Annotated in this window: 15 protein-coding genes; 8 read left to right on the forward strand and 7 right to left on the reverse strand. The window is 71.3% G+C overall.

The window, feature by feature from the left end:
• Window positions 1-67: 67 nt before the first annotated feature.
• Window positions 68-3211, reverse strand: a complete 3144-nt coding sequence (gene ileS / locus ABVB68_RS11010; protein ID WP_353600733.1) for an isoleucine--tRNA ligase — start codon at window positions 3209-3211, stop codon at window positions 68-70.
• A gap of 603 nt (window positions 3212-3814) precedes the next feature.
• Between ileS and ABVB68_RS11015 the strand changes: the two genes are divergently transcribed.
• The 5 genes from ABVB68_RS11015 (at window position 3815) to ABVB68_RS11035 (ending at window position 9104) form a co-directional block, all read left to right on the forward strand.
• Window positions 3815-5011: a TraR/DksA family transcriptional regulator gene (locus ABVB68_RS11015; protein ID WP_353600734.1), complete on the forward strand. Its 1197-nt coding sequence runs from the start codon at window positions 3815-3817 to the stop codon at window positions 5009-5011.
• Window positions 5012-5078: 67 nt separating this feature from the next.
• Window positions 5079-5720 (forward strand): signal peptidase II, encoded by a 642-nt coding sequence (gene lspA / locus ABVB68_RS11020; protein WP_353600735.1) that lies wholly within the window; start codon window positions 5079-5081, stop codon window positions 5718-5720.
• Window positions 5721-6034: 314 nt separating this feature from the next.
• On the forward strand, window positions 6035-6979 hold the full coding sequence (locus ABVB68_RS11025; RefSeq protein WP_353600736.1) for an RluA family pseudouridine synthase: 945 nt from the start codon (window positions 6035-6037) through the stop codon (window positions 6977-6979).
• Window positions 6976-7443: a GNAT family N-acetyltransferase gene (locus ABVB68_RS11030; RefSeq protein ID WP_353600737.1), complete on the forward strand. Its 468-nt coding sequence runs from the start codon at window positions 6976-6978 to the stop codon at window positions 7441-7443. The genes ABVB68_RS11025 and ABVB68_RS11030 overlap by 4 nt, the downstream gene beginning before the upstream one ends.
• Before the next feature lie 74 nt (window positions 7444-7517).
• Window positions 7518-9104, forward strand: a complete 1587-nt coding sequence (locus ABVB68_RS11035) for a Na+/H+ antiporter (protein ID WP_353600738.1) — start codon at window positions 7518-7520, stop codon at window positions 9102-9104.
• A 96-nt stretch (window positions 9105-9200) separates the two neighbouring features.
• On the opposite strand, the gene ABVB68_RS11040 is transcribed toward ABVB68_RS11035, so the two are convergent.
• Window positions 9201-10307 carry a mechanosensitive ion channel family protein gene (locus tag ABVB68_RS11040; protein ID WP_353600739.1) on the reverse strand — a complete coding sequence of 369 codons (1107 nt, stop codon included), beginning with the start codon at window positions 10305-10307 and terminating at the stop codon, window positions 9201-9203.
• Between the two features lie 107 nt (window positions 10308-10414).
• Between ABVB68_RS11040 and ABVB68_RS11045 the strand changes: the two genes are divergently transcribed.
• Complete coding sequence (locus ABVB68_RS11045) at window positions 10415-10987, forward strand: dienelactone hydrolase family protein (RefSeq protein ID WP_353600740.1); 573 nt, start codon at window positions 10415-10417, stop codon at window positions 10985-10987.
• A 21-nt stretch (window positions 10988-11008) separates the two neighbouring features.
• On the opposite strand, the gene ABVB68_RS11050 is transcribed toward ABVB68_RS11045, so the two are convergent.
• The 4 genes from ABVB68_RS11050 to ABVB68_RS11065 all read right to left on the reverse strand — a co-directional run bounded on the left by ABVB68_RS11050 (window position 11009) and on the right by ABVB68_RS11065 (window position 15783).
• A complete protein-coding gene (locus ABVB68_RS11050) occupies window positions 11009-12679 on the reverse strand; it encodes an alkaline phosphatase D family protein (protein WP_353600741.1) in 1671 nt (556 codons plus the stop codon).
• 93 nt (window positions 12680-12772) lie between these two features.
• Window positions 12773-13615: a thioredoxin domain-containing protein gene (locus tag ABVB68_RS11055; RefSeq protein ID WP_353600742.1), complete on the reverse strand. Its 843-nt coding sequence runs from the start codon at window positions 13613-13615 to the stop codon at window positions 12773-12775.
• An 87-nt stretch (window positions 13616-13702) separates the two neighbouring features.
• Window positions 13703-14389, reverse strand: coding sequence for a hypothetical protein (locus ABVB68_RS11060; RefSeq protein ID WP_353600743.1), 687 nt, complete (start codon window positions 14387-14389; stop codon window positions 13703-13705).
• Between the two features lie 68 nt (window positions 14390-14457).
• Window positions 14458-15783, reverse strand: coding sequence for a DUF2252 domain-containing protein (locus ABVB68_RS11065; protein ID WP_353600744.1), 1326 nt, complete (start codon window positions 15781-15783; stop codon window positions 14458-14460).
• 292 nt (window positions 15784-16075) lie between these two features.
• Here ABVB68_RS11065 and dnaE point away from each other — a divergent pair, with 292 nt between their 5' ends.
• Window positions 16076-19615, forward strand: coding sequence for a DNA polymerase III subunit alpha (gene dnaE / locus ABVB68_RS11070; RefSeq protein WP_353600745.1), 3540 nt, complete (start codon window positions 16076-16078; stop codon window positions 19613-19615).
• 146 nt (window positions 19616-19761) lie between these two features.
• On the opposite strand, the gene ABVB68_RS11075 is transcribed toward dnaE, so the two are convergent.
• Window positions 19762-19941 (reverse strand): hypothetical protein, encoded by a 180-nt coding sequence (locus ABVB68_RS11075; RefSeq protein WP_353600746.1) that lies wholly within the window; start codon window positions 19939-19941, stop codon window positions 19762-19764.
• Between the two features lie 225 nt (window positions 19942-20166).
• Between ABVB68_RS11075 and ABVB68_RS11080 the strand changes: the two genes are divergently transcribed.
• On the forward strand, window positions 20167-21390 hold the full coding sequence (locus tag ABVB68_RS11080; protein ID WP_353600747.1) for an NYN domain-containing protein: 1224 nt from the start codon (window positions 20167-20169) through the stop codon (window positions 21388-21390).
• Window positions 21391-21490: the final 100 nt, after the last annotated feature.

Consider the following 21490-nt stretch of genomic DNA (forward strand, 5'->3'; position numbering starts at 1 on the left):
CCCTCGCGCTCACGCCGGTGCGCCTCCGCGCTCACGCCCGTGCGCCTGCGCGCGGGCGCCCGCGCGTCTACGCCTTGCGCAGCCGGAACGTGAGGGACAGTCCCTCGTCGGTGAACGGCTCGCCGAAGCCCTCGGGGGCCTCACCTTGGCGGAAGTCGGTCGCCAGTACCTCTTCGGCGATCAGCTCCGCGTACTCGTTCAGCGCCGCGATCACCACGGGGTCCGTCGACGTCCAGCGCAGCGCGATCCGGTCGGTCACGTCCAGGCCGCTGTTCTTGCGGGCCTCCTGGATGAGGCGGATCGCGTCACGGGCGAGGCCCGCCTGCCGCAGTTCCTCGGTGATCTCCAGGTCCAGTGCGACCGTGGCGCCCGAGTCGGAGGCCACCGACCAGCCCTCCCGCGGAGTCTCGGTGATGATCACCTCGTCGTGGGCGAGGGTGATCGTCTCACCGTCGACCTCCACCGAGGCCGTGCCTTCACGCAGGGCCAGGGACAGCGCGGCGGCGTCGGCGGCCGCGACGGCCTTGGCCACGTCCTGCACCCGCTTGCCGAACCGCTTGCCGAGCGCACGGAAGTTGGCCTTGGCGGTGGTGTCGACCAGCGAGCCGCCGACCTGCGAGAGGGACGCCAGCGAGGAGACGTTCAGCTCCTCCGTGATCTGGGTGTGCAGCTCGGGGTCGAGGGACTCGAAGCCGGCGGCCGCGATCAGCGCGCGGGACAGCGGCTGGCGCGTCTTGACGCCCGACTCCGCGCGCGTGGCGCGGCCCAGCTCCACCAGCCGGCGGACCAGGACCATCTGCCGGGACAGCTCCGGGTCGATCGCGCCGAGGTCCGCCTGCGGCCAGGACGCCAGGTGCACCGACTCCGGCGCACCCGGGCTGACCGGGACGATCAGGTCCTGCCACACCCGCTCGGTGATGAAGGGGGTGATGGGCGCCATCAGCTTCGTGACCGTCTCCAGCACCTCGTGCAGCGTGCGCAGCGCGGCCTTGTCGCCCTGCCAGAAGCGGCGGCGCGAACGGCGGACGTACCAGTTCGACAGGTCGTCGACGAACGCGGACAGCAGCTTCCCGGCGCGCTGGGTGTCGTACGCCTCCAGCGCCCGGGTCACCTGGTCGGTGAGCGCGTGCAGCTCGGACAGCAGCCACCGGTCGATCAGCGGGCGCTCGGCCGGGGCCGGGTCGGCCGCGCTCGGCGCCCAGCTCGACGTGCGGGCGTACAGGGCCTGGAAGGCGACCGTGTTCCAGTACGTCAGCAGGGTCTTGCGGACGACCTCCTGGATGGTGCCGTGGCCGACCCGGCGGGCCGCCCACGGGGAACCGCCGGCTGCCATGAACCAGCGCACCGCGTCCGCGCCGTGCTGGTCCATGAGCGGGATCGGCTGCAGGATGTTGCCCAGGTGCTTGGACATCTTGCGGCCGTCCTCGGCGAGGATGTGGCCGAGGCACACGACGTTCTCGTACGACGACTTGTCGAAGACCAGTGTGCCGACGGCCATGAGGGTGTAGAACCACCCTCGCGTCTGGTCGATCGCCTCGGAGATGAACTGCGCCGGGTAGCGGCTCTCGAACAGTTCCTTGTTCTTGTACGGGTAGCCCCACTGCGCGAAGGGCATGGATCCCGAGTCGTACCAGGCGTCGATGACCTCCGGTACGCGCGTGGCCGTCTTCCCGCAGCCGTCGTGGCGGCAGGCGAAGGTGACCTCGTCGATGTACGGGCGGTGCGGGTCCAGGTCCGACTGGTCGGTGCCGGTCAGCTCGGTCAGCTCCGCGCGGGAGCCGACGCAGGTGAGGTGGTCGTCCTCGCAGCGCCAGATCGGCAGCGGGGTGCCCCAGTAGCGGTTGCGGGACAGCGCCCAGTCGACGTTGTTGTTCAGCCAGTCGCCGAAGCGGCCGTGCTTGACCGTCTCCGGGAACCAGTTGGTCTTCTCGTTCTCCTGGATGAGGCGGTCCTTGATCGCCGTCGTGCGGATGTACCAGGAGGGCTGCGCGTAGTAGAGCAGCGCGGTGTGGCAGCGCCAGCAGTGCGGGTAGCTGTGCTCGTACGGCAGGTGCTTGAAGAGGAGGCCGCGCTGCGCCAGGTCCTCGGTGAGCCTCTCGTCGGCCTTCTTGAAGAAGACGCCGCCGACCAGGGGCACGTCCTCCTCGAAGGTGCCGTCGGGGCGGACCGGGTTGACCACGGGCAGGCCGTAGGCGCGGCAGACCTTGAGGTCGTCCTCACCGAAGGCGGGGGACTGGTGGACCAGACCCGTACCGTCCTCGGTGGTGACGTACTCGGCGTTGACCACGTAGTGCGCCGGTTCCGGGAACTCCACCAGCTCGAAGGGGCGCTGATACGTCCAGCGCTCCATCTCGGCGCCGGTGAACGTCCGGCCGGTGGCCTCCCAGCCCTCGCCGAGCGCCTTGGCGAGCAGCGGCTCGGCGACGACGAGCTGCTCCTCGCCGTTCGTCGCGACGACGTAGGTGACGTCCGGGTGCGCGGCGACCGCCGTGTTGGACACCAGGGTCCAGGGGGTCGTCGTCCACACCAGGAGCGCGGCCTCACCGGCGAGGGGGCCGGAGGTGAGCGGGAAACGGACGTACACGGACGGGTCGACGACCGTCTCGTAGCCCTGCGCCAGCTCGTGGTCGGACAGGCCGGTGCCGCAGCGCGGGCACCAGGGGGCGACGCGGTGGTCCTGGACCAGCAGATCCTTGGTGAAGATCTCCTTCAGCGACCACCAGACCGACTCGACGTACTCCGGGTCCATGGTCCGGTAGGCGTCGTCCAGGTCGACCCAGTAGCCCATGCGGGTCGTCAGCTCGGCGAAGGCGTCCGTGTGCCGGGTCACCGACTCGCGGCACCTGGCGTTGAACTCGGCGATGCCGTACGCCTCGATGTCCTGCTTGCCGGAGAAGCCCAGCTCCTTCTCGACCGCCAGCTCCACCGGCAGGCCGTGGCAGTCCCAGCCGGCCTTGCGGGCCACGTGGTAGCCGCGCATCGTGCGGAAGCGGGGGAAGACGTCCTTGAAGACGCGGGCCTCGATGTGATGGGCGCCGGGCATGCCGTTGGCGGTGGGCGGGCCCTCGTAGAACACCCACTCGGGGCGGCCCTCGGACTGCTCCAGGCTCTTGGCGAAGATCTTCTGGTCGCGCCAGAATTCGAGCACGGCGTGCTCAAGAGCGGGCAGGTCGACCTGAGCGGGCACCTGGCGGTACGTCGGCGCTGTCATCTGCGAGCATCCTCCAACGGACTTGCTGCCTTCCGTCGGAGGGACGAGAGCCTTCGATCCTGTCTACGCCGTGTGCGGCGCGCTCCCGCGGTACCACCCTCCTTGGCCCTCCGCCGCGCCGTACACGCCGGTGAGCCCCCTCATTGGGGTCGCGAAGCCGGTTCTACTCGCCCCCGCCTGTCGGCTGCGGCTTTCCTCCGGCGGCTCCGGGGTGATCTTCACGTCGCGCTCGCCCCCGGGCTCACACCGTCCCCGGGTCGCTCTGGGCTGCGTACGCCGCTACTCGTCCCCATCCACGCTTCTCGCTCCGCCCAGTGTACGGCGCCGCGCGGACAGCGGCGGACCGGTTTTCCGGGCCCCGGGACGGCGGCCCGGGGGCCGGCCGGGCTGACCCGAATGGCGAGGGGTGGAGCACTCGCCTCCGCGGAGCTCCGCCGGGCGGATTACCCGCCGGGGAGCTGGGCACAACGCATGCAGGCCCGCTGCGTGGGGGGTGTGGGCGGGCGAATCGGGCGGTGTGCCCCGTTGCCGCGGGACTCAAGTCGATTTATCGTCCCAGCACGATTCGCGTGCGAGATCACAATATGTGAAGGGGCCGCGGCCATGGTGGCGAAAAAGACCGCCGTAGAGCACCCGGCGACCGGCCGGACCAGGGGCGCGGCCGCCTCCTCCGGTATGGCCGCCTCCGGCGGCGAGGCCGGGAAGAGCGCCGGCCAGAAGGCACCCGCCGGCACGGCACGGGCCGGTAAGGCGCCGGCGGAGAAGACGCCGGCCAGGAAGACGCCGACCGAGAAGGCGCCCGCCAGGAAGACGGTGACGAAGAGGGCGGCCGATGCGGTGACCGCGGCGAAGGCGGCCACGAAGAGGTCGGTCGCGAAGACGTCCGCTGCGAAGGAGCCCGTCGCGAAGACGCCCGCTGGGAAGGAGCCCGCCACGAAGACACCCGTTGCGAAGGAGCCCGCCACGAAGACGTCCGCTGCGAGGAAGGCCGCCACGAAGGGGGCCGTCGCGAAGAGGACGGACGGCGTCGAGAGGCCGGCCGGGAAGGCGGAGGTCAAGAAGACGGCGGCCGGGAGGACGGCGGCCGGGAAGGCCGTCACCCGCCAGGCACCGGCCGGCAAGGCCGCGGCCCGGAAGGTCGCCGAGGAGAGGCCGGGCGCCAAGAAGCCGGTGACGCACAAGGAGCCGGCGGCGGGGAAGACGCTCGGGGGGAAGTCGGGCGGCGGGAAGGCGGACGGCGAGCGGGTCTCCGCGGAGACGGCCGCGAAGAGCACGGCCAAGAAACCGGGCGCGGCGCGGGCCGCGAAGCAGACGGGAGCCACGACGGTGGTTGCGAAGAAGACTCCTGGCACGGCCACGGCGGAGACCGGTGTCCCCAAGGCGCGGGCCGGTGCGGCCGAGCCCGGCGAACTGGCGGTGCGCCCCGGCGAGGATCCCTGGACCCCGGAAGAGGTCGAGGAGGCGCGCACGGAGCTGCAGTCCGAGATGGAACGGCTGCGGGCGGAGATCACCTCGTCGGAGGCCTCCCTCGTCGGCCTGATGCGGGACTCCGGTGACGGTGCGGGCGACGACCAGGCCGACACCGGCACCAAGAACATCACACGCGAGCACGAGATGGCGCTGGCCGCCAACGCGCGCGAGATGCTCATCCAGACCGAGCGGGCGCTGGAACGGCTGGACGCGGGCACCTACGGACTGTGCGAGAACTGCGGGAACCCCATCGGCAAGGCCCGGATGCAGGCCTTCCCGAGGGCCACGCTGTGCGTGGAGTGCAAGCAGAAACAGGAACGCCGCTCCTGAGCGTGGGGCCCTGTGGGGGTGTGCCGTAGTCTCGTCCCCAGTCAGGCACCTAGGTTGAGGGACTCACGTGGCAGAGGTGGAGCGCACCATCGGTACGCCGAAGACCCCGGGCGACGGCGGCGAGCGGACGGGGGCCGCGGTGCCCGCCGGATCCGGGGCGTCCCGCGAGTCCGGGGTGCCCGGCGCGGACTCGCGGGAGACCGCGGCGCGGCGGCGGACCGGGCGCGGGCGCCGCATCGCCGTGCTGTTCGCGGTCGCCGCCTTCGCGTACGCCGTCGACCTGATCAGCAAGCTGCTCGTGGTCGCGAAGCTGGAGCACCACGCCCCCATCGAGGTCGTCGGGGACTGGCTGGAGCTGCACGCCATCCGCAACCCGGGGGCCGCCTTCGGCTTCGGTGCGGCCTTCACGATCATCTTCACGCTCATCGCGGCCGCCGTGATCGTGGTGATCATCCGGCTGGCCCGCAAGCTCTACAGCTTCCCTTGGGCGATCGCGCTCGGCCTGCTGCTCGGCGGCGCGCTCGGCAACCTCACCGACCGCGTCTTCCGGGCCCCCGGGCTCTTCGAGGGCGAGGTCGTCGACTTCATCGCACCCAAGGGCTTCGCGGTCTTCAACCTCGCCGACTCCGCGATCGTGTGCGGCGGCATCCTGATCGTGCTGCTGTCCTTCCGCGGCCTGGACCCGGACGGCACGGTCCACAAGGACTGAGGCCCGCGGTCCGGACCCGGGCGGCCCGGTCCCACCAGGACTGAGGCCCGCGGCCCGGACCCGGGCGGCCCGGTCCCACCAGGACTGAGGCCCGCGGCCCGGACCCGGGCGGCCCGGTCCACCAGGGCTGAGGCCCGCGGTCCGGACCCGGGCGGCCCGGTCCCACCAGGACTGAGGCCCGCGGCCCGGACCCGGACGGCCCGGTCCGCCAGGACTGGACGGCACGGTCCGCCGGGACCCGGGTGGCATGCTCCGCCGGGAGGTTGTCCACAGGCCCGTTCGGAGCCGTCCGGTCCGTCCGGCATACTCGACGGGTGAGCCCGAACCCCGAGATCCGAACCCTGCCCGTGCCCGACGGCCTGGAGGGCGAGCGCGTCGACGCCGCCATCTCCCGCATGTTCGGCTTCTCCCGCACGAAGGCGGCCGAGCTGGCCGCGGCCGGCAAGGTCCAGGTCGACGGCGGGGTGGTCGGCAAGTCCGAGCGGGTGCACGGCGGCGCCTGGCTCGAGGTCGAGATGCCGCAGGCGCCCGCGCCGGTGCAGGTGGTCGCCGAGCCCGTCGAGGGCATGGAGATCGTGCACGACGACGAGGACGTGGTGGTGATCGTCAAGCCGGTCGGCGTGGCCGCGCACCCGTCGCCGGGCTGGTCGGGCCCCACCGTCATCGGCGGCCTCGCGGCCGCCGGGTACCGGATCTCCACCTCGGGTGCCGCCGAGCGCCAGGGCATCGTGCACCGCCTCGACGTCGGCACCTCGGGTCTGATGGTGGTCGCCAAGTCGGAGCGCGCCTACACCTCGCTCAAGCGCCAGTTCAAGGAGCGCACGGTCGACAAGCGCTACCACACCCTGGTCCAGGGCCACCCGGACCCGACGAGCGGCACGATCGACGCCCCGATCGGCCGCCACCCGAACCACGACTACAAGTGGGCGGTCACGGCCGAGGGCAAGCCCTCGGTCACCCACTACGACCTCGTCGAGGCCTTCCGCGCCGCCTCCCTGCTGGACGTGAAGCTGGAGACCGGCCGCACCCACCAGATCCGCGTCCACATGGCCGCCCACCGCCACCCCTGCGTCGGCGACCTCACCTACGGCGCCGACCCGACGCTCGCCAAGCGGCTGGGCCTGACCCGCCAGTGGCTGCACGCCGTGCGGCTCGGCTTCGAGCATCCCGGGGACGGGCAGTGGGTGGAGTTCGCCAGCGACTACCCCGACGACCTGCAGCAGGCCCTCGACCAGGTCCGCGAGGAGACGTACGCGTGAGCACGCCGTACACCGTGCGCGTCGCCGAGGACCCCGCCGACCGCGAGGCCTGCTTCGCGGTCCGCAAGGAGGTCTTCGTCGTCGAGCAGGGCGTCGCCGAGGACATCGAGTACGACGCCTACGACCGTGTCGCCGTCCATGTGCTGGCGATCCGCGAGGACGGCGTGCCGCTCGGCACCGGGCGGCTGCTGCACGGCGACGCGGCCGCCGGGAAGACCGGCGGCGACCCGGCCGTCGGCTCCCTCGGACGGCTCGCGGTCTCCCGGGAGGCACGCGGTCTCGGCGTCGGCGCGGCACTGGTGCGGGCCATCGAGGACGTGGCACGCGCGCGCGGCCTGGCGGCGGTGGACCTGCACGCGCAGACCCACGCGCTCGGCTTCTACGAGCGGCTTGGGTACGCGGCCTACGGCCCGGAGTTCCCGGACGCGGGCATACCGCACCGGGCGATGCGCCGCGCCCTGTAGAGCCACGCTTTCCCGCCGGCGGATGGCAGGCTGGAGGCCTCCCGTGTGATCGTCGACCCCTCGGAGCGCCGGCCGTGGACCAGTTGGCCCTGTTGTTCGTCCTGCTGCTCGGGGCGCTGGTGAGCGTTCCCGTGGGGGACCGCTTCGGCGTGCCGGCGCCGGTCCTGATGACGCTGTTCGGCGGGGCCCTGGCGGTGGCCACCTTCGTGCCCAACGTGGACATCCCGCCCGACCTGATCCTCCCGGCGCTGCTGCCGCCGCTGCTCTACGCCGCCGTACGCCGGACCTCCTGGCGGCAGTTCGCGGCCAACGTCCGCCCGATCTTCCTGCTCGCCGTCGCCCTGGTGTTCGTCACGATGGTGTGCGTCGCGCTCGTGGCGAACGCGATCGTGCCCGGGCTGCCGATGGCCGCCGCCATCGCGCTCGGCGCCCTGATTGCCCCGCCCGACCCGGTCGCCGCGACGAGCGTCGCCGGGCAACTCGGGCTGCCGCGCCGCCTGGTGTCGATCCTGGAGGGCGAGGGGCTCTTCAACGACGTCACCGCCATCGTGCTGTACCACGTGGCGATCGCCGCCGCCGTGAGCGGCACCTTCTCGCCCTGGCGGGCGGGTCTGGACCTGGTGCTGTCCGCCGTCGTCGCGGTGGCCGTGGGCCTGGCGCTCGGCTGGGGCGCGAACCGGGTGATGGACCTGCTGGGCGATCCCACCCTGCAGATCGGCCTGACCCTGCTGGTGCCGTACGCCTCCTACGTGCTGGCGGAGAAGCTGCACGGCTCGGGCGTGCTCGCCGTGCTCACCACGGCCCTCTTCCTCGCCGAGTACGCCACCGGCGCCGACGACGTGATGACCCGGCTCGCCGGGCACACCTTCTGGGACATCATCGACACCCTCGTCACCGGCGTCGCCTTCGGGCTGATCGGCCTGGAGCTGCACAACGCCATCCGCACCGCCCAGGGGCGGTGGGCCGAGATGCTCGGCTGGGCGGCGGCCGTCGCGGGCGTGGTGATCGTCGTACGGCTGCTGTGGCTGCTGCCCGCCACCTGGCTGACCAAGCGGCTGCACGCCCGCCGGGACTACGACGAGGAGATCCCGGTGAGCTGGCGGGAGACCATCATCATGTGGTGGTCCGGGATGCGCGGGGTGGCCTCGGTGGCACTGGCGCTGGCCGTTCCGCTGAAGACCGACGACGGGGCGCCGTTCCCCGACCGCGACGAGATCATCTTCATCGCCTTCGGGGTGATCGTCGCCACGCTCGTGCTGCAGGGGCTGACGTTGCCCTGGCTGGTGAGGTGGCTCGGGGTGCAGGCCGACTCCGAGCGGGAGAAGGAGCTCGAGAAGGATCTGGCGGTGCGGGCCGCGAAGGCGGCGAAGCGCCGGCTGCGGGAGATCGAGCAGGTGGAGGACCTGCCCGAGGACCTCTCCGAGCAGATGCTGCGCCGGGCCTTCGAGATCGGCATCCGGATCAGTCCGGACATCGGCGAGGAGGAGCGGCGAGAGGCGCAGGGCCAGCGGGTCAAGCGGCTCAAGCGGATCCGGCGCATCCAGTCCGAGATGCTCAGCGCCGCCCGGCACGAGGTGCTGGCGGCGCGGAGCGAGCCGGGGGCCGACCCGGAGATCGTGGACCGGGTGCTTCGCCATCTCGACGTGCGCAGCCTCCGCTGAGAGCCTCCGCACGACCTGGGCCGGCCACCGGCCGCCGGCCTCTGCGCGGGCAGAGCCCGGGCCGGCCACCGGGGGCCCTGGGCGGGGAGCGGCGGGTCAGCCGCGGCCCGTGCGCGGGAACTCGTACGCCTTGCGGAGCGAGGAGTGGTCGGGGGAGGGGACCCGGTACGGCGGGAGCACGGCCTCCGAGGTGTTGACCCGGGGCAGCGCGTACGGGTGCTCGGTCGACAGCCAGGTGATCATGCGCTCGCGCACCGTGATCCGTACCGTCCAGATGTCGTCGGCGTCCTTCGCGGTCACCAGCGCCCGCACCTCCATGGTGTTCGCCGTGGTGTCGGTCACCACCAGGTTGCAGGCGCGGCCGTCCCAGGCCGGGCACTCGCGCAGGATGTCGCGCAGCTTCTCGCGCATCGCCTCGATGGGCGCGCTGTGGTCGAGGTACCAGAAGACGGTGCCGGTCATCTGCGGGGTGCCGCGGGACCAGTTCTCGAACGGCTTGGACGTGAAGTACGACACCGGCATGGTGATCCGGCGCTCGTCCCACGTGCGGACCGTCAGGAACGTCAGGGTGATCTCCTCGACCGTGCCCCACTCGCCGTCCACGACGACCGTGTCGCCGATGCGCACCATGTCGCCGAAGGCGATCTGCAGGCCCGCGAACATGTTCGACAGCGTCGACTGGGCGGCCACACCGGCCACGATGCCCAGGATGCCCGCCGAGGCCAGCAGTGAGGCGCCCGCGGCGCGCATCGCCGGGAAGGTGAGCAGCATCGAGGCGATCGCCACGACGATGACGATCGCCGAGACCACCCGCATGATCAGTTCCACCTGGGTGCGCACCCGGCGTACCCGGGCCGCGTCGCGGTGGGCGCGCGCGTAGCGGCTGTAGGAGGTCTCCACGATCGCCGCGGCGATCCGGATCGCCAGCCAGGCGGCGGAGCCGATGAGCACCAGGGTCAGCGTGCGGCCGAGGCCGACCCGGTGCTGTTCCAGGAGTTTCGCGTGGTCGTAGGAGCCTCTGAGCAGTGCGCTGCACAGGACGAGCTGGTAGGGGATGCGCCCGCGCCGCAGCAGCTCCCACAGCGGGGAGTCGGGGCTGCGTTCGTCGGCGGTGCGCAGCAGCCGGTCGGTGGCCCACCCGATGGCAAGGGTGAGCAGTACCGAGCCGCCGAACACGATCAGGGGGCGGAGTACGTTCTCCATGCCTGGGCGCCTAACCCGGCTCGCGGGGGGATGAACATGTGTTTTCGCGGCCAGGATGGGTAGGGCCGCGGTGCGGCCGGGCCGCCCCCGGCTGGCACCATGGCCTCATGAACATCATGCTCTTTCACTCGACCTACGGGCTCCGGCCCGCGGTGCGCGCGGCCGCCGACCGGCTGCGCGCGGCGGGCCACGAGGTGTGGACGCCGGACCTCTTCGGGGGGCGCACGTTCGACACCGTCGAGGAGGGCATGGCGTACAAGGAGGAGCTGGGCAAGGAGGAACTGCTCAAGCGGGCGGTGCTGGCGGCCGCGCCCTACTCGGACCGGGGGCTGGTGTACGCCGGGTTCTCGCTCGGTGCCTCCGTCGCCCAGACCCTCGCCCTCGGCGACGACAAGGCGCGCGGCCTGCTGCTCCTGCACGGCACCTCGGACCTCGCGCCGAACGCCGAGGCGGACGAGTTGCCGGTGCAGCTGCACGTGGCCGAGCCGGACCCGTTCGAGACGGACGACTGGCTGAGCGCCTGGTACCTGCAGATGGGCCGGGCGGGCGCCGACGTGGAGATCCACCGCTATCCCGGCGCCGGGCACCTCTACACCGACCCCGAGTCGCCCGACTACGACGAGGAGGCGGCCGAGGCCACCTGGCGGGTGGCGCTCGGCTTCCTCGAGTCGCTCGGCTGAGCGCGGCGCCCCGGTGAGCGGTTACACCGGGTCGTAGGTCCGCTCGACCTTCTGCGTGCCGCTGCGGGTGCGGTACGAACGCGCCCAGGTGGAGGTGGCGTCGGCGTTCGTACGGTCGGACAGGACGTAGTAGTCCATCTGCGCCCGGTCGGCGGTGATGTCCAGGACGCCGTAGCCGTGCCGGTCGGTGTCCACCCAGTGGACGTGCCGGTTGGCGGCCTTGATGACCGGCGCGGTGATCGCGGAGACGGTGCCCTCCGGCGCCTTCACGATGTCGTCGAGGTTGTCCGAGGTCACCGAGGTGATCACGAACTCGGTGGCCGCGGAGGCGGAGAGCGGGTAGGTCCCGGCGTCGACCGGCACGTCGTTGGCCCACGACATGTGGATGTCGCCGGTCAGGAAGACGGTGTTGCCGATGGCGTTGGACCGCAGATGGCCGAGCAGCTCACGGCGGTCGTCGGTGTAGCCGTCCCACTGGTCGGTGTTGGCGGCGATGCCCTCCTGCGGCAGGCCCAGCAGCTTGGCGAGCGGCTTGAACAGGTCCGCGGAGAGGGAGCCGAAGGAGAACGGCGAGATCATCACCGAGTTCCCGACCAGCCGCCACCTGGTGTCGGAGGCCTTCAGGCCGGCCTTGAGCCAGTCGAGCTGGGCGCGCCCGGTGAGCGTGCGGTCCGGGTCGTCCACCGAGCCGCTGGCCGTGGTCGCCTGCTGGGAGCGGAAGGATCGCAGGTCCAGCAGGGAGAGGTCGGCGAGCCTGCCGAAGCGCAGCCGGCGGTAGGTGGTCCCCGCGATCGCCGGGCGGACCGGCATCCACTCGAAGTAGGCCTGCTTGGCGGCGGCCTGACGGGCCGACCAGGTGCCCTCGGCCCCCTCGGTGTGGTTGACCGCGCCGCCGGACCAGGCGTTGTCGGCGAACTCGTGGTCGTCCCAGATCGCGATGACCGGCGCCGTCAGGTGCAGCGCCTGCAGGTCGGGGTCCGTCTTGTACTTGGCGTGCCGGACGCGGTAGTCGGCGAGGGTGAGGATCTCGTTCGCCGGCGCGTGCGGGCGGACGACCTTGCCGCGGGTGCCGTACTCACCGGACTTGTACTCGTAGATGTAGTCGCCGAGGTGCAGCCACGCGTCGAGGTCGTTGCGCGCCGCGAGGTGACGGTAGGCGGAGAAGTAGCCCGCCTCCCAGTTGGCGCAGGAGACCACGCCGAAGCGCAGGCCGGGGACGGCCGCGTCCGCCGCCGGCGCGGTGCGGGTGCGCGCCACCGGCGAGTCGGTGCCGCCGGCCGAGAAACGGAACCAGTAGTCGGTGGCCGGCCGCAGCCCGCGGATGTCGGCCTTCACGGTGTGGTCGGAGGCGGCCGTCGCGGTGGTGGAGCCCTTGGCGACGACGTTCGTCAGCGCCTTGTCCGTGGCGACGGTCCAGCTCACCTCGGTGTCCGGGCCGTTCCCGGAGCCGGGTATCGCATCCGGGACCGGGGTGATCCGGGTCCATAGCAGGATGCCGTCGGGGAGCGGGTCGCCGGAGGCGACGCCGTGCAGGAAGGCGGGGGCGTCCGTGGCGGCGCGGGCCGGCAGGGCGGCGGCGAGCGGGCCGGCCAGGACAGCGGTCGCCGCCGCGGCCTTGACGACCGTACGGCGGCGGGGCGAGAACGAGTTGAGGCCCTGAAGTGCCTCGGCTGGTCTGTATCGACTGGTCACGGTCGATCAGGTTACTGATCGGTATGCGCGAGAGCGGGCGAACTCCGAATGTTCGCCCGCTCTTCACGGATTCATCGGCGGTCCGGCGGGATGTCAGCCCTTGAGGGCGGCGCCCACCACGCGCTCGAAGTCGGCGACGGTCAGGAGCGGGGCGCGCTTGCCGTCGGCCGTCAGCTGCTTGCCGTCCATGACGAAGCCCGGGGTGCCGGTGACGCCGTCCTTGTTGGTGTCGAACGTCTTCGACATGGCCAGCGCCCAGGCGTCGTAGGTGCCGTTCTTCACGGCCTGCTCGAACTTGGCGTTGCCCTTCAGCGCCGGGACGGAGGCGGCGACCTTGAGGAGGTAGTCGTCGCTCTTGAACTTGTCGTCCGTCTCCTGCGGGTGGAACTTGGCGGAGTAGAGCGCGCTCTTGTACTCGAGGAAGGCGTCCGGGGACACGTTCAGGGCGGCGCCGAGCGCGCTCAGCGCGTTCTTGGAGCCCTCGCCGTTGGCGCCGATCTTGCCGTTCTTCAGCGAGTCACCGTCCAGGAACGTGGCACCGGTGAACTGGATCTTGAACTTGCCGTCGTCGAGGTCCTTCTTCACGGTCGAGCCCACGGTCTGCTCGAACTGGGCGCACACCGGGCAGCGCGGGTCCTCGTACACCTTCAGCGTCTTCTTGGCGCTGTCCTTGCCGATGACGACCGTGGTGCCCTTCGCGCCCGTGGTGTGGGCCGGGGCGGTGACCTCGGCGTCCTTCAGGCCGTCCCAGTAACCGGGCTTGTTGGCCTGGACGACGGCGTAGCCGATGCCGCCGGCCGCCGCGAGCACGGCCACCACCGATGCGGCCACGACGATCTGCCGCTTGGCCTTGTCGCGCTTGGCCTGCCGCTCGCGTTCCTGGCGCAGCCGCTCCCGCGCCGCCGTCTTCGCCGTCTGGCTGTTCCGCTTGCTCATGTGGGTGATCTCCATGTGGGACGCGCACGGGTTGTACGCGGGATACGTGTGGGGGACTGGTCGTGCTCAGCCGTTCTCGCGCCGCGCTCAGAGGAGGGCGGTGACGGGCGAGCACGGCGGTCCACGCCGTCCCAGGGAGTACACGAGCAGCAGGTCGCGGACGGCGGCGCGGCGCGGCGCCGGACGGGGCGTCCGGCGCGCCGGGGCCGTCCGCACCGCGACCGCGGACACCGCGAGCAGCAGCGGCCGGAACGTGGCGCCGGCGACCGCGTGCAGCAGCTGTGCCAGCGCCCGCTCGCCCCGGCGCAGCCAGGCGGCGGCGAGCAGGCCCACGCCCACGTGCGCGGCGAGCAGCAGCCAGGCGGAGTCCGGGCCGGCCTGGGAGAGCAGGGCGGCCGCGCGGTCGGGATCGCCGGCCACCCGGGCCAGCGGCGTGCCCACCCGCCCCTCGCACAGCACGTCGAGGCCGAGCGCGTGCAGCGGGCCCGCGACGGGGCCGCCCGCCCGGCCGTAGCAGGTGTCCTGGCCGCCGGTGAGCACGGTGTCGGCGGCCAGCTCCAGCGGGATCAGCAGGGCCGCGATCCGGCCGAAGCCGCGCTCGCGGCCCGCCAGCGCGTACGCGGTGACGAACACTCCGGCGGTGACCACGGCCACGCTCGCCGCCGGCAGGGGGGCCCGGGACAGCAGCACGTGCGACGCGGTGCTGAGCGTCACGACGAAGGCCGTGAACAGCGCCGCGCGCACGGCTCTGAGCTGGGTCCCGGATATGTCCATAGCGAGAGGAGAGTCTGTCACGTACGCGGTTAAGGGACCCCTAAGGGGTGCCTGTGAGACCGCGGAGGTCACAGTCCCGGAATCCGGCCGTTGCGGAACAGGTCGAGGAAGATCTGGTGGTCGGCACGCGCGCGTGCGCCGTAGGCGTGCGCGAAGTCCACCAGGAGCGGGGCGAAGCCCTCCTCGTCGGCCGCGAGCGCCGCGTCGATGGCCCGCTCGGTGGAGAACGGCACCAGGGACTCGCCGGAGGTGTCGTCGGCGGCCGCGTGCATGGTGGCGGTGGCCCGGCCCAGATCGGCGACGACGGCCGCGATCTCCTCCGGGTCGTCGATGTCGCCCCAGCCCAGGTCGACCGCGTACGGCGACACCTCGGCGACCAGCTGACCGGAGCCGTCCAGCTCGGTCCAGCCCAGCCACGGGTCGGCGTGCGCCTGCAGGGCGCGCTGGGAGATCACCGTGCGGTGGCCCTCGTGCTGGAAGTACCCGGCGATCGCCGGGTCCGTGATGTGCCGGGAGACGGCCGGGGTCTGGGCCTGCTTGATGTAGATCACGACGTCGTTCTCCAGGGCGTCGCTGTGCCCCTCCAGCAGGATGTTGTACGACGGCAGGCCGGCCGAGCCGATGCCGATGCCCCGGCGGCCGACGACGTCCTTCACGCGGTAGGAGTCCGGGCGGGCCAGCGAGGAGTCCGGCAGCGTCTCCAGGTAGCCGTCGAAGGCGGCCAGCACCTTGTACCGGGTCGCCGCGTCCAGCTCGATGGAGCCGCCGTCGGGCGCGAACCGGCGCTCGAAGTCGCGGATCTCGGTCATCGAGTCCAGCAGCCCGAAGCGGGTCAGCGCGCGGGCGTCACGCAGCGCGTCCAGCAGCGGACCCTCCGCGGTGTCCAGCGTGAACGGCGGCACCTCGTCGCTCTTGGCGCCGGTCGCCAGGGCGTGGATCCGCTCGCGGTAGGCGGCCGCGTAGACCGTCACCAGCTCGGTGATCTGCTCGTCGCTGAGCGCCTTCGCGTACCCGATGAGGGCGATGGAGGCCGAGAAGCGCTTGAGGTCCCAGGTGAAGGGGCCGACGTAGGCCTCGTCGAAGTCGTTGACGTTGAAGACCAGGCGGCCGTTGGAGTCCATGTAGGTGCCGAAGTTCTCGGCGTGCAGGTCGCCGTGGATCCACACGCGCGAGGTGCGGTCGTCCAGGTAGGGGCCGCCGCGCTTCTCCGCGTCCAGGTCGTGGTAGAAGAGGGCCGCCGTGCCCCGGTAGAACGCGAAGGCGGAGGCCGCCATCTTCCGGAACTTCACCCGGAACGCGGCCGGGTCGGCGGCCAGGAGCCGGCCGAAGGCGGTGTCGAAGACGGCGAGGATCTCCTCGCCGCGCTGCTCGTCGCTGAGCTGGGGGACCGACATCGCGGGGTGCCTCCTGGTGCAGAACGATGGTGCGTGGATGTGCGTGAACGGGTACGACGGCGCTTCCGCCGTCTTCAACGGGCGACGCCGCGCCGGAGTGCCCGGTTCCCGGACGAAGGTACGCGGGGAAGCCCGCCGGGTGTCAGTGCCCGGGCATAGACTTCGACGCTGTCCCCCAGACTGTCCGCAGTCGGTCGGAAGATCGTCGACGCTCGTTCGCCCGCCCGTCTCCCGACCACCGCCCCGCACCGAGGCGCCTCGCCGCCGTAGTTCGATCTTGGAGGCCGAAACCGTGTCAAAGCCGCCGTTCACGCACCTGCACGTCCACACCCAGTACTCGCTGCTGGACGGTGCCGCGCGGCTCAAGGACATGTTCAACGCCTGCAACGAGATGGGCATGACGCACATCGCCATGTCCGACCACGGCAACCTCCACGGGGCGTACGACTTCTTCCATACCGCGAAGAAGGCCGGAATCACCCCGATCATCGGGATCGAGGCGTACGTCGCCCCCGAGTCGCGGCGCAACAAGCGCAAGATCCAGTGGGGCCAGCCGCACCAGAAGCGGGACGACGTCTCCGGTTCGGGTGGCTACACCCACAAGACGATCTGGGCGGCGAACGCGACGGGCCTGCACAACCTCTTCCGCCTCTCCTCGGACGCGTACGCCGAGGGCTGGCTGCAGAAGTGGCCCCGGATGGACAAGGAGACCATCTCCCAGTGGTCGGAGGGGCTCATCGCCTCCACCGGCTGCCCCTCGGGCGAGGTGCAGACCCGGCTGCGGCTGGGCCAGGAGGAGGAGGCCCTGAAGGCGGCCGCCGACTACCAGGACATCTTCGGCAAGGACCGGTACTTCCTGGAGCTGATGGACCACGGCATCGACATCGAGCACCGGGTCCGCGACGGGCTGCTGGCCATCGGCAAGAAGCTCGGCATCCCGCCGCTGGTGACGAACGACTCCCACTACACGTACGCGCACGAGGCGGGCGCCCACGACGCGCTGCTGTGCATCCAGACCGGCAAGAACCTCTCCGACCCGGACCGCTTCCGCTTCGATGGCACCGGCTACTACCTGAAGTCCACGGACGAGATGTACGCCATCGACTCCTCGGACGCCTGGCAGGAGGGCTGCGCCAACACCCTCCTGGTCGCCGAGCAGATCGACACCACCGGCATGTTCGAGGCCCGCAACCTCATGCCGAAGTTCGACATCCCCGACGGCTACACCGAGGTCACCTGGTTCCAGGAGGAGGTCCGCCGCGGGATGGAGCGCCGCTTCCCCGGCGGCATCCCCGAGGACCGCCAGAAGCAGGCCGAGTACGAGATGGACGTCATCATCCAGATGGGGTTCCCGGGGTACTTCCTCGTCGTCGCCGACTTCATCATGTGGGCCAAGAAGCAGGGCATCGCGGTCGGCCCCGGCCGTGGCTCGGCGGCCGGCTCGATCGTCGCGTACGCCATGGGCATCACCGACCTCGACCCCATCCCGCACGGCCTGATCTTCGAGCGGTTCCTCAACCCCGAGCGCGTCTCCATGCCCGACGTCGACATCGACTTCGACGAGCGCCGGCGCGTCGAGGTGATCCGGTACGTGACCGAGAAGTACGGCGCCGACAAGGTCGCCATGATCGGCACCTACGGAAAGATCAAGGCGAAGAACGCCATCAAGGACTCCGCGCGCGTCCTGGGCTACCCGTACGCCATGGGCGACCGCCTGACCAAGGCCATGCCCGCCGACGTCCTCGGCAAGGGCATCGACCTCAACGGCATCACCGACCCCTCGCACCCCCGCTACTCGGAGGCGGGCGAGATCCGGGCGATGTACGAGAACGAACCGGACGTGAAGAAGGTCATCGACACGGCCAAGGGCGTCGAGGGCCTGGTCCGGCAGATGGGCGTGCACGCGGCCGGCGTCATCATGTCCAGCGAGACCATCACCGAGCACGTCCCCGTGTGGGTGCGGCACACCGACGGTGTGACCATCACCCAGTGGGACTACCCGAGCTGCGAGTCGCTCGGCCTGCTGAAGATGGACTTCCTCGGCCTGCGCAACCTGACGATCATGGACGACGCCGTCAAGATGGTGAAGTCCAACAAGGGCGTCGACATCGACCTGTTGAGCCTCCCGCTCGACGACCCGACGACCTTCGAACTGCTCCAGCGCGGCGACACCCTCGGCGTCTTCCAGTTCGACGGCGGCCCCATGCGCTCGCTGCTGCGCCTGATGAAGCCCGACAACTTCGAAGACATCTCCGCCGTGTCGGCGCTCTACCGTCCCGGCCCGATGGGCATGGACTCGCACACCAACTACGCGCTGCGCAAGAACAAGCTCCAGGAGATCACCCCGATCCACAAGGAGCTCGAAGAGCCCCTCAGGGAGGTCCTGGACGTCACCTACGGCCTGATCGTCTACCAGGAGCAGGTGCAGAAGGCCGCCCAGATCATCGCCGGGTACTCGCTCGGCGAGGCCGACATCCTCCGCCGCGTGATGGGCAAGAAGAAGCCCGAGGAACTGGCCAAGAACTTCACCATCTTCCAGGCCGGCGCCCGCAGGAACGGCTACAGCGACGAGGCCATCCAGGCCCTGTGGGACGTCCTGGTCCCCTTCGCCGGCTACGCCTTCAACAAGGCCCACTCCGCCGCGTACGGCCTGGTCTCGTACTGGACCGCCTACCTGAAGGCGAACTACCCGGCCGAGTACATGGCGGCGCTGCTCACCTCGGTCAAGGACGACAAGGACAAGTCCGCGATCTACCTCAACGAGTGCCGCCGCATGGGCATCAAGGTGCTCCCGCCGAACGTCAACGAGTCGGAGTCCAACTTCGCCGCCCAGGGCGACGACGTGATCCTCTTCGGCCTCTCCGCCGTCCGCAACGTCGGCACCAACGTGGTCGAGTCGATCATCAAGTGCCGCAAGGCCAAGGGGAAGTACAGCTCCTTCCCCGACTACCTCGACAAGGTCGACGCGGTCGTCTGCAACAAGCGCACCACGGAGTCCCTGATCAAGGCCGGGGCCTTCGACTCGATGGGCCACACCCGCAAGGGCCTCACCGCGCAGTACGAACCGATGATCGACAACGTGGTCGCGGTCAAGCGCAAGGAGGCCGAGGGCCAGTTCGACCTCTTCGGCGGCATGGGCGAGGAGACCAGCGACGAGCCCGGCTTCGGCCTCGACGTCGAGTTCACCACCGACGAGTGGGAGAAGACCTACCTCCTCGCGCAGGAGCGCGAGATGCTCGGCCTCTACGTCTCCGACCACCCGCTCTTCGGCCTGGAGCACGTGCTGGCCGACAAGGCCGACGCGGGCATCTCCCAGCTGACCGGAGGCGAGCACTCCGACGGCGCCGTCGTCACCATCGGCGGCATCATCTCGGGCCTGCAGCGCAAGATGACCAAGCAGGGCAACGCCTGGGCGATCGCCACCGTCGAGGACCTCGCGGGCTCCATCGAGTGCATGTTCTTCCCGGCCACCTACCAGCTGGTGTCGACCCAACTCGTCGAGGACGCGGTCGTCTTCGTCAAGGGCCGGCTGGACAAGCGCGAGGACGTGCCGCGGCTCGTCGCCATGGAGCTGATGGTCCCCGACCTGTCCAACGCGGGCACCAACGCGCCGGTGGTCCTCACCATCCCGGCCACCCGGGTCACCCCGCCCATGGTCAGCCGGCTCGGCGAGATCCTCAGCCACCACAAGGGCGACAGCGAGGTCCGCATCAAGCTCCAGGGGCCGCGCAAGACCACCGTCCTGCGCCTGGACCGGCACCGGGTCAAGCCCGACCCGGCGCTCTTCGGCGACCTGAAGGTGCTGCTCGGCCCGTCCTGCCTGGCCGGCTAGTGCCGCTCGGCCCGTCCTGCCTCGTCGGCCAGTGCCGCTCGGCCCGTCCTGCCCGGCCGGCCGGCGCGACGACACGCGAAGGGGCGCACCCTCGGGGGTGCGCCCCTTCTCTGTGCGTACCGGGCTTCAAGTGCCCTTTAGTTGTGTCAGTTGTGGCCGAAGCTCTTGTGCTTCTTGCGCCCAACCTCCGCGGGGCTGCCCGCGACGCCCGCCATGGGAGACTCCTGCTCCTCCGCCGACGGACGCTGTGCGCGCTCCTGAGCGTGCTCGCTCTGCTGGGCGCGGTTCTGCGGGCCAGCCTGCTTGCGGTTCTTGTTCTTGGCCATGGTGATCTGCCTCCTGTGGGGGATCTAGGGGCCAGGGCCGGATCCAGATTCACATACGCTGATATCGGGCGCATGTCGGATAATTACCGTCTGTGACAGGGGAGGTGGGCGAACGGCAGGCGCAAACGCCACGCCGATGATCGAGTTCGGGCCGTTAACCCCCGCGCGGTCGGGCAGACTCGAAGCAAGTCCGAAGCAAAACCTCCCGGGAAGAGGGTGAGTCGCGTGGACCGCTGCATCGTCCTGGTGGACGCCGGGTATCTGCTGGGCGCCGCCGCCAGCCTCCTCGCCGGCGAGCCCTCGCGGTCCCGGATCACCGTCGACCACACCGCGCTGATCCAGGCGCTGCGCGAGCGTGCGGAGGCGGAGACCGAGCGGCCCCTGCTGCGCATCTACTGGTTCGACGGCGCCCCCGACCGGGTCCCCCAGCCGGAGCACCGGCGGCTGCGCGTGATGCCCCGGGTCACCGTCCGCCTGGGCGCCCTGACGCGCAGTGACGGGAGGTGGGCCCAGAAGGGCGTGGACGCGGCCATGCACGCCGAACTGACCGAACTGGCCCGCAACGGCGCCTGCTCCGACGTCGTCCTCGTCACCGGCGACGGCGATCTGCTGCCCGGCATGATGGCCGCCAAGGAGCACGGGGTCGCCGTCCACCTGTGGGCCGTCCAGGCCGCCGACGGGGACTACAACCAGTCCGAGGACCTGGTCGCCGAGGCCGACGAGCGGCGGGTGCTGGACCGCGCCTGGATCACCCAGGCCGTCCGGGCCAAGGAGCTGACCGGCGTCTGCGCGCCGCCGCCCGTGCCCCGCCCCGAGATCGCCGCGATCCTCTCGGCGCCGCTGCCCGAGTCCGCGCTCTCCTCCACCGCCGACCGGGCCGCCGACGAGCAGGTCGCGCACCCGCCGGGCGGCACGCCGGCCCGGAACGGCGCCCAGGAACGGCTTCCCGGCCCCAAGGGCGTCCCCACCCCCAAGGACCTCGCCGCGCTGCGCGCACCGGGCCCCCAGGCCGCGCAGCAGCCCACGACGGCGACCCTGCGCTGGTCCTCCGACAAGGGCTGGGTGGACCGCCCGGGGGCCGTCCCGGAGCCGCCCGAGGTCGCCTCCATGCCGACGCTGGCCCAGCTCACCACGGCCGAGCAGCGGTGGGCCGACCGCGAGGAGGACATCACCACCGTCGGCGGCGACCCCTACGAAGTGGGTCAGGTCTTCGCCCGCCGCTGGATGTCCCGGCTCGGCGACCAGCCCCAGCTGCAGAAGCTGTCGCAGATGTACCCGCGCATCCCGCACCGCATCGACGGGGAGCTGCTGCGGTACGCGGCGCGGTTCGGGCTGCTGGCCCACAAGGACGACCAGATCGACGAGCACGACCGCTACGCCATTCGGGCGGGGTTCTGGCGGGAGGTCGACGTCCCGGCCGCCGCCGAGCCCGCGGGGACGGCCGAGTGAGCGCGGGCGCCGGTGCGGACGGCACGGGCGGGTGCGGCCGATCGCCGGCGTGGCGGGGATTCCCGCGGGTCACGTACGGAATCGGCCCCAAAGGCGAGTA

Source organism: Streptomyces sp. NPDC096012 (assembly GCF_040426375.1).
Taxonomy (GTDB): Bacteria; Actinomycetota; Actinomycetes; order Streptomycetales; family Streptomycetaceae; genus Streptomyces.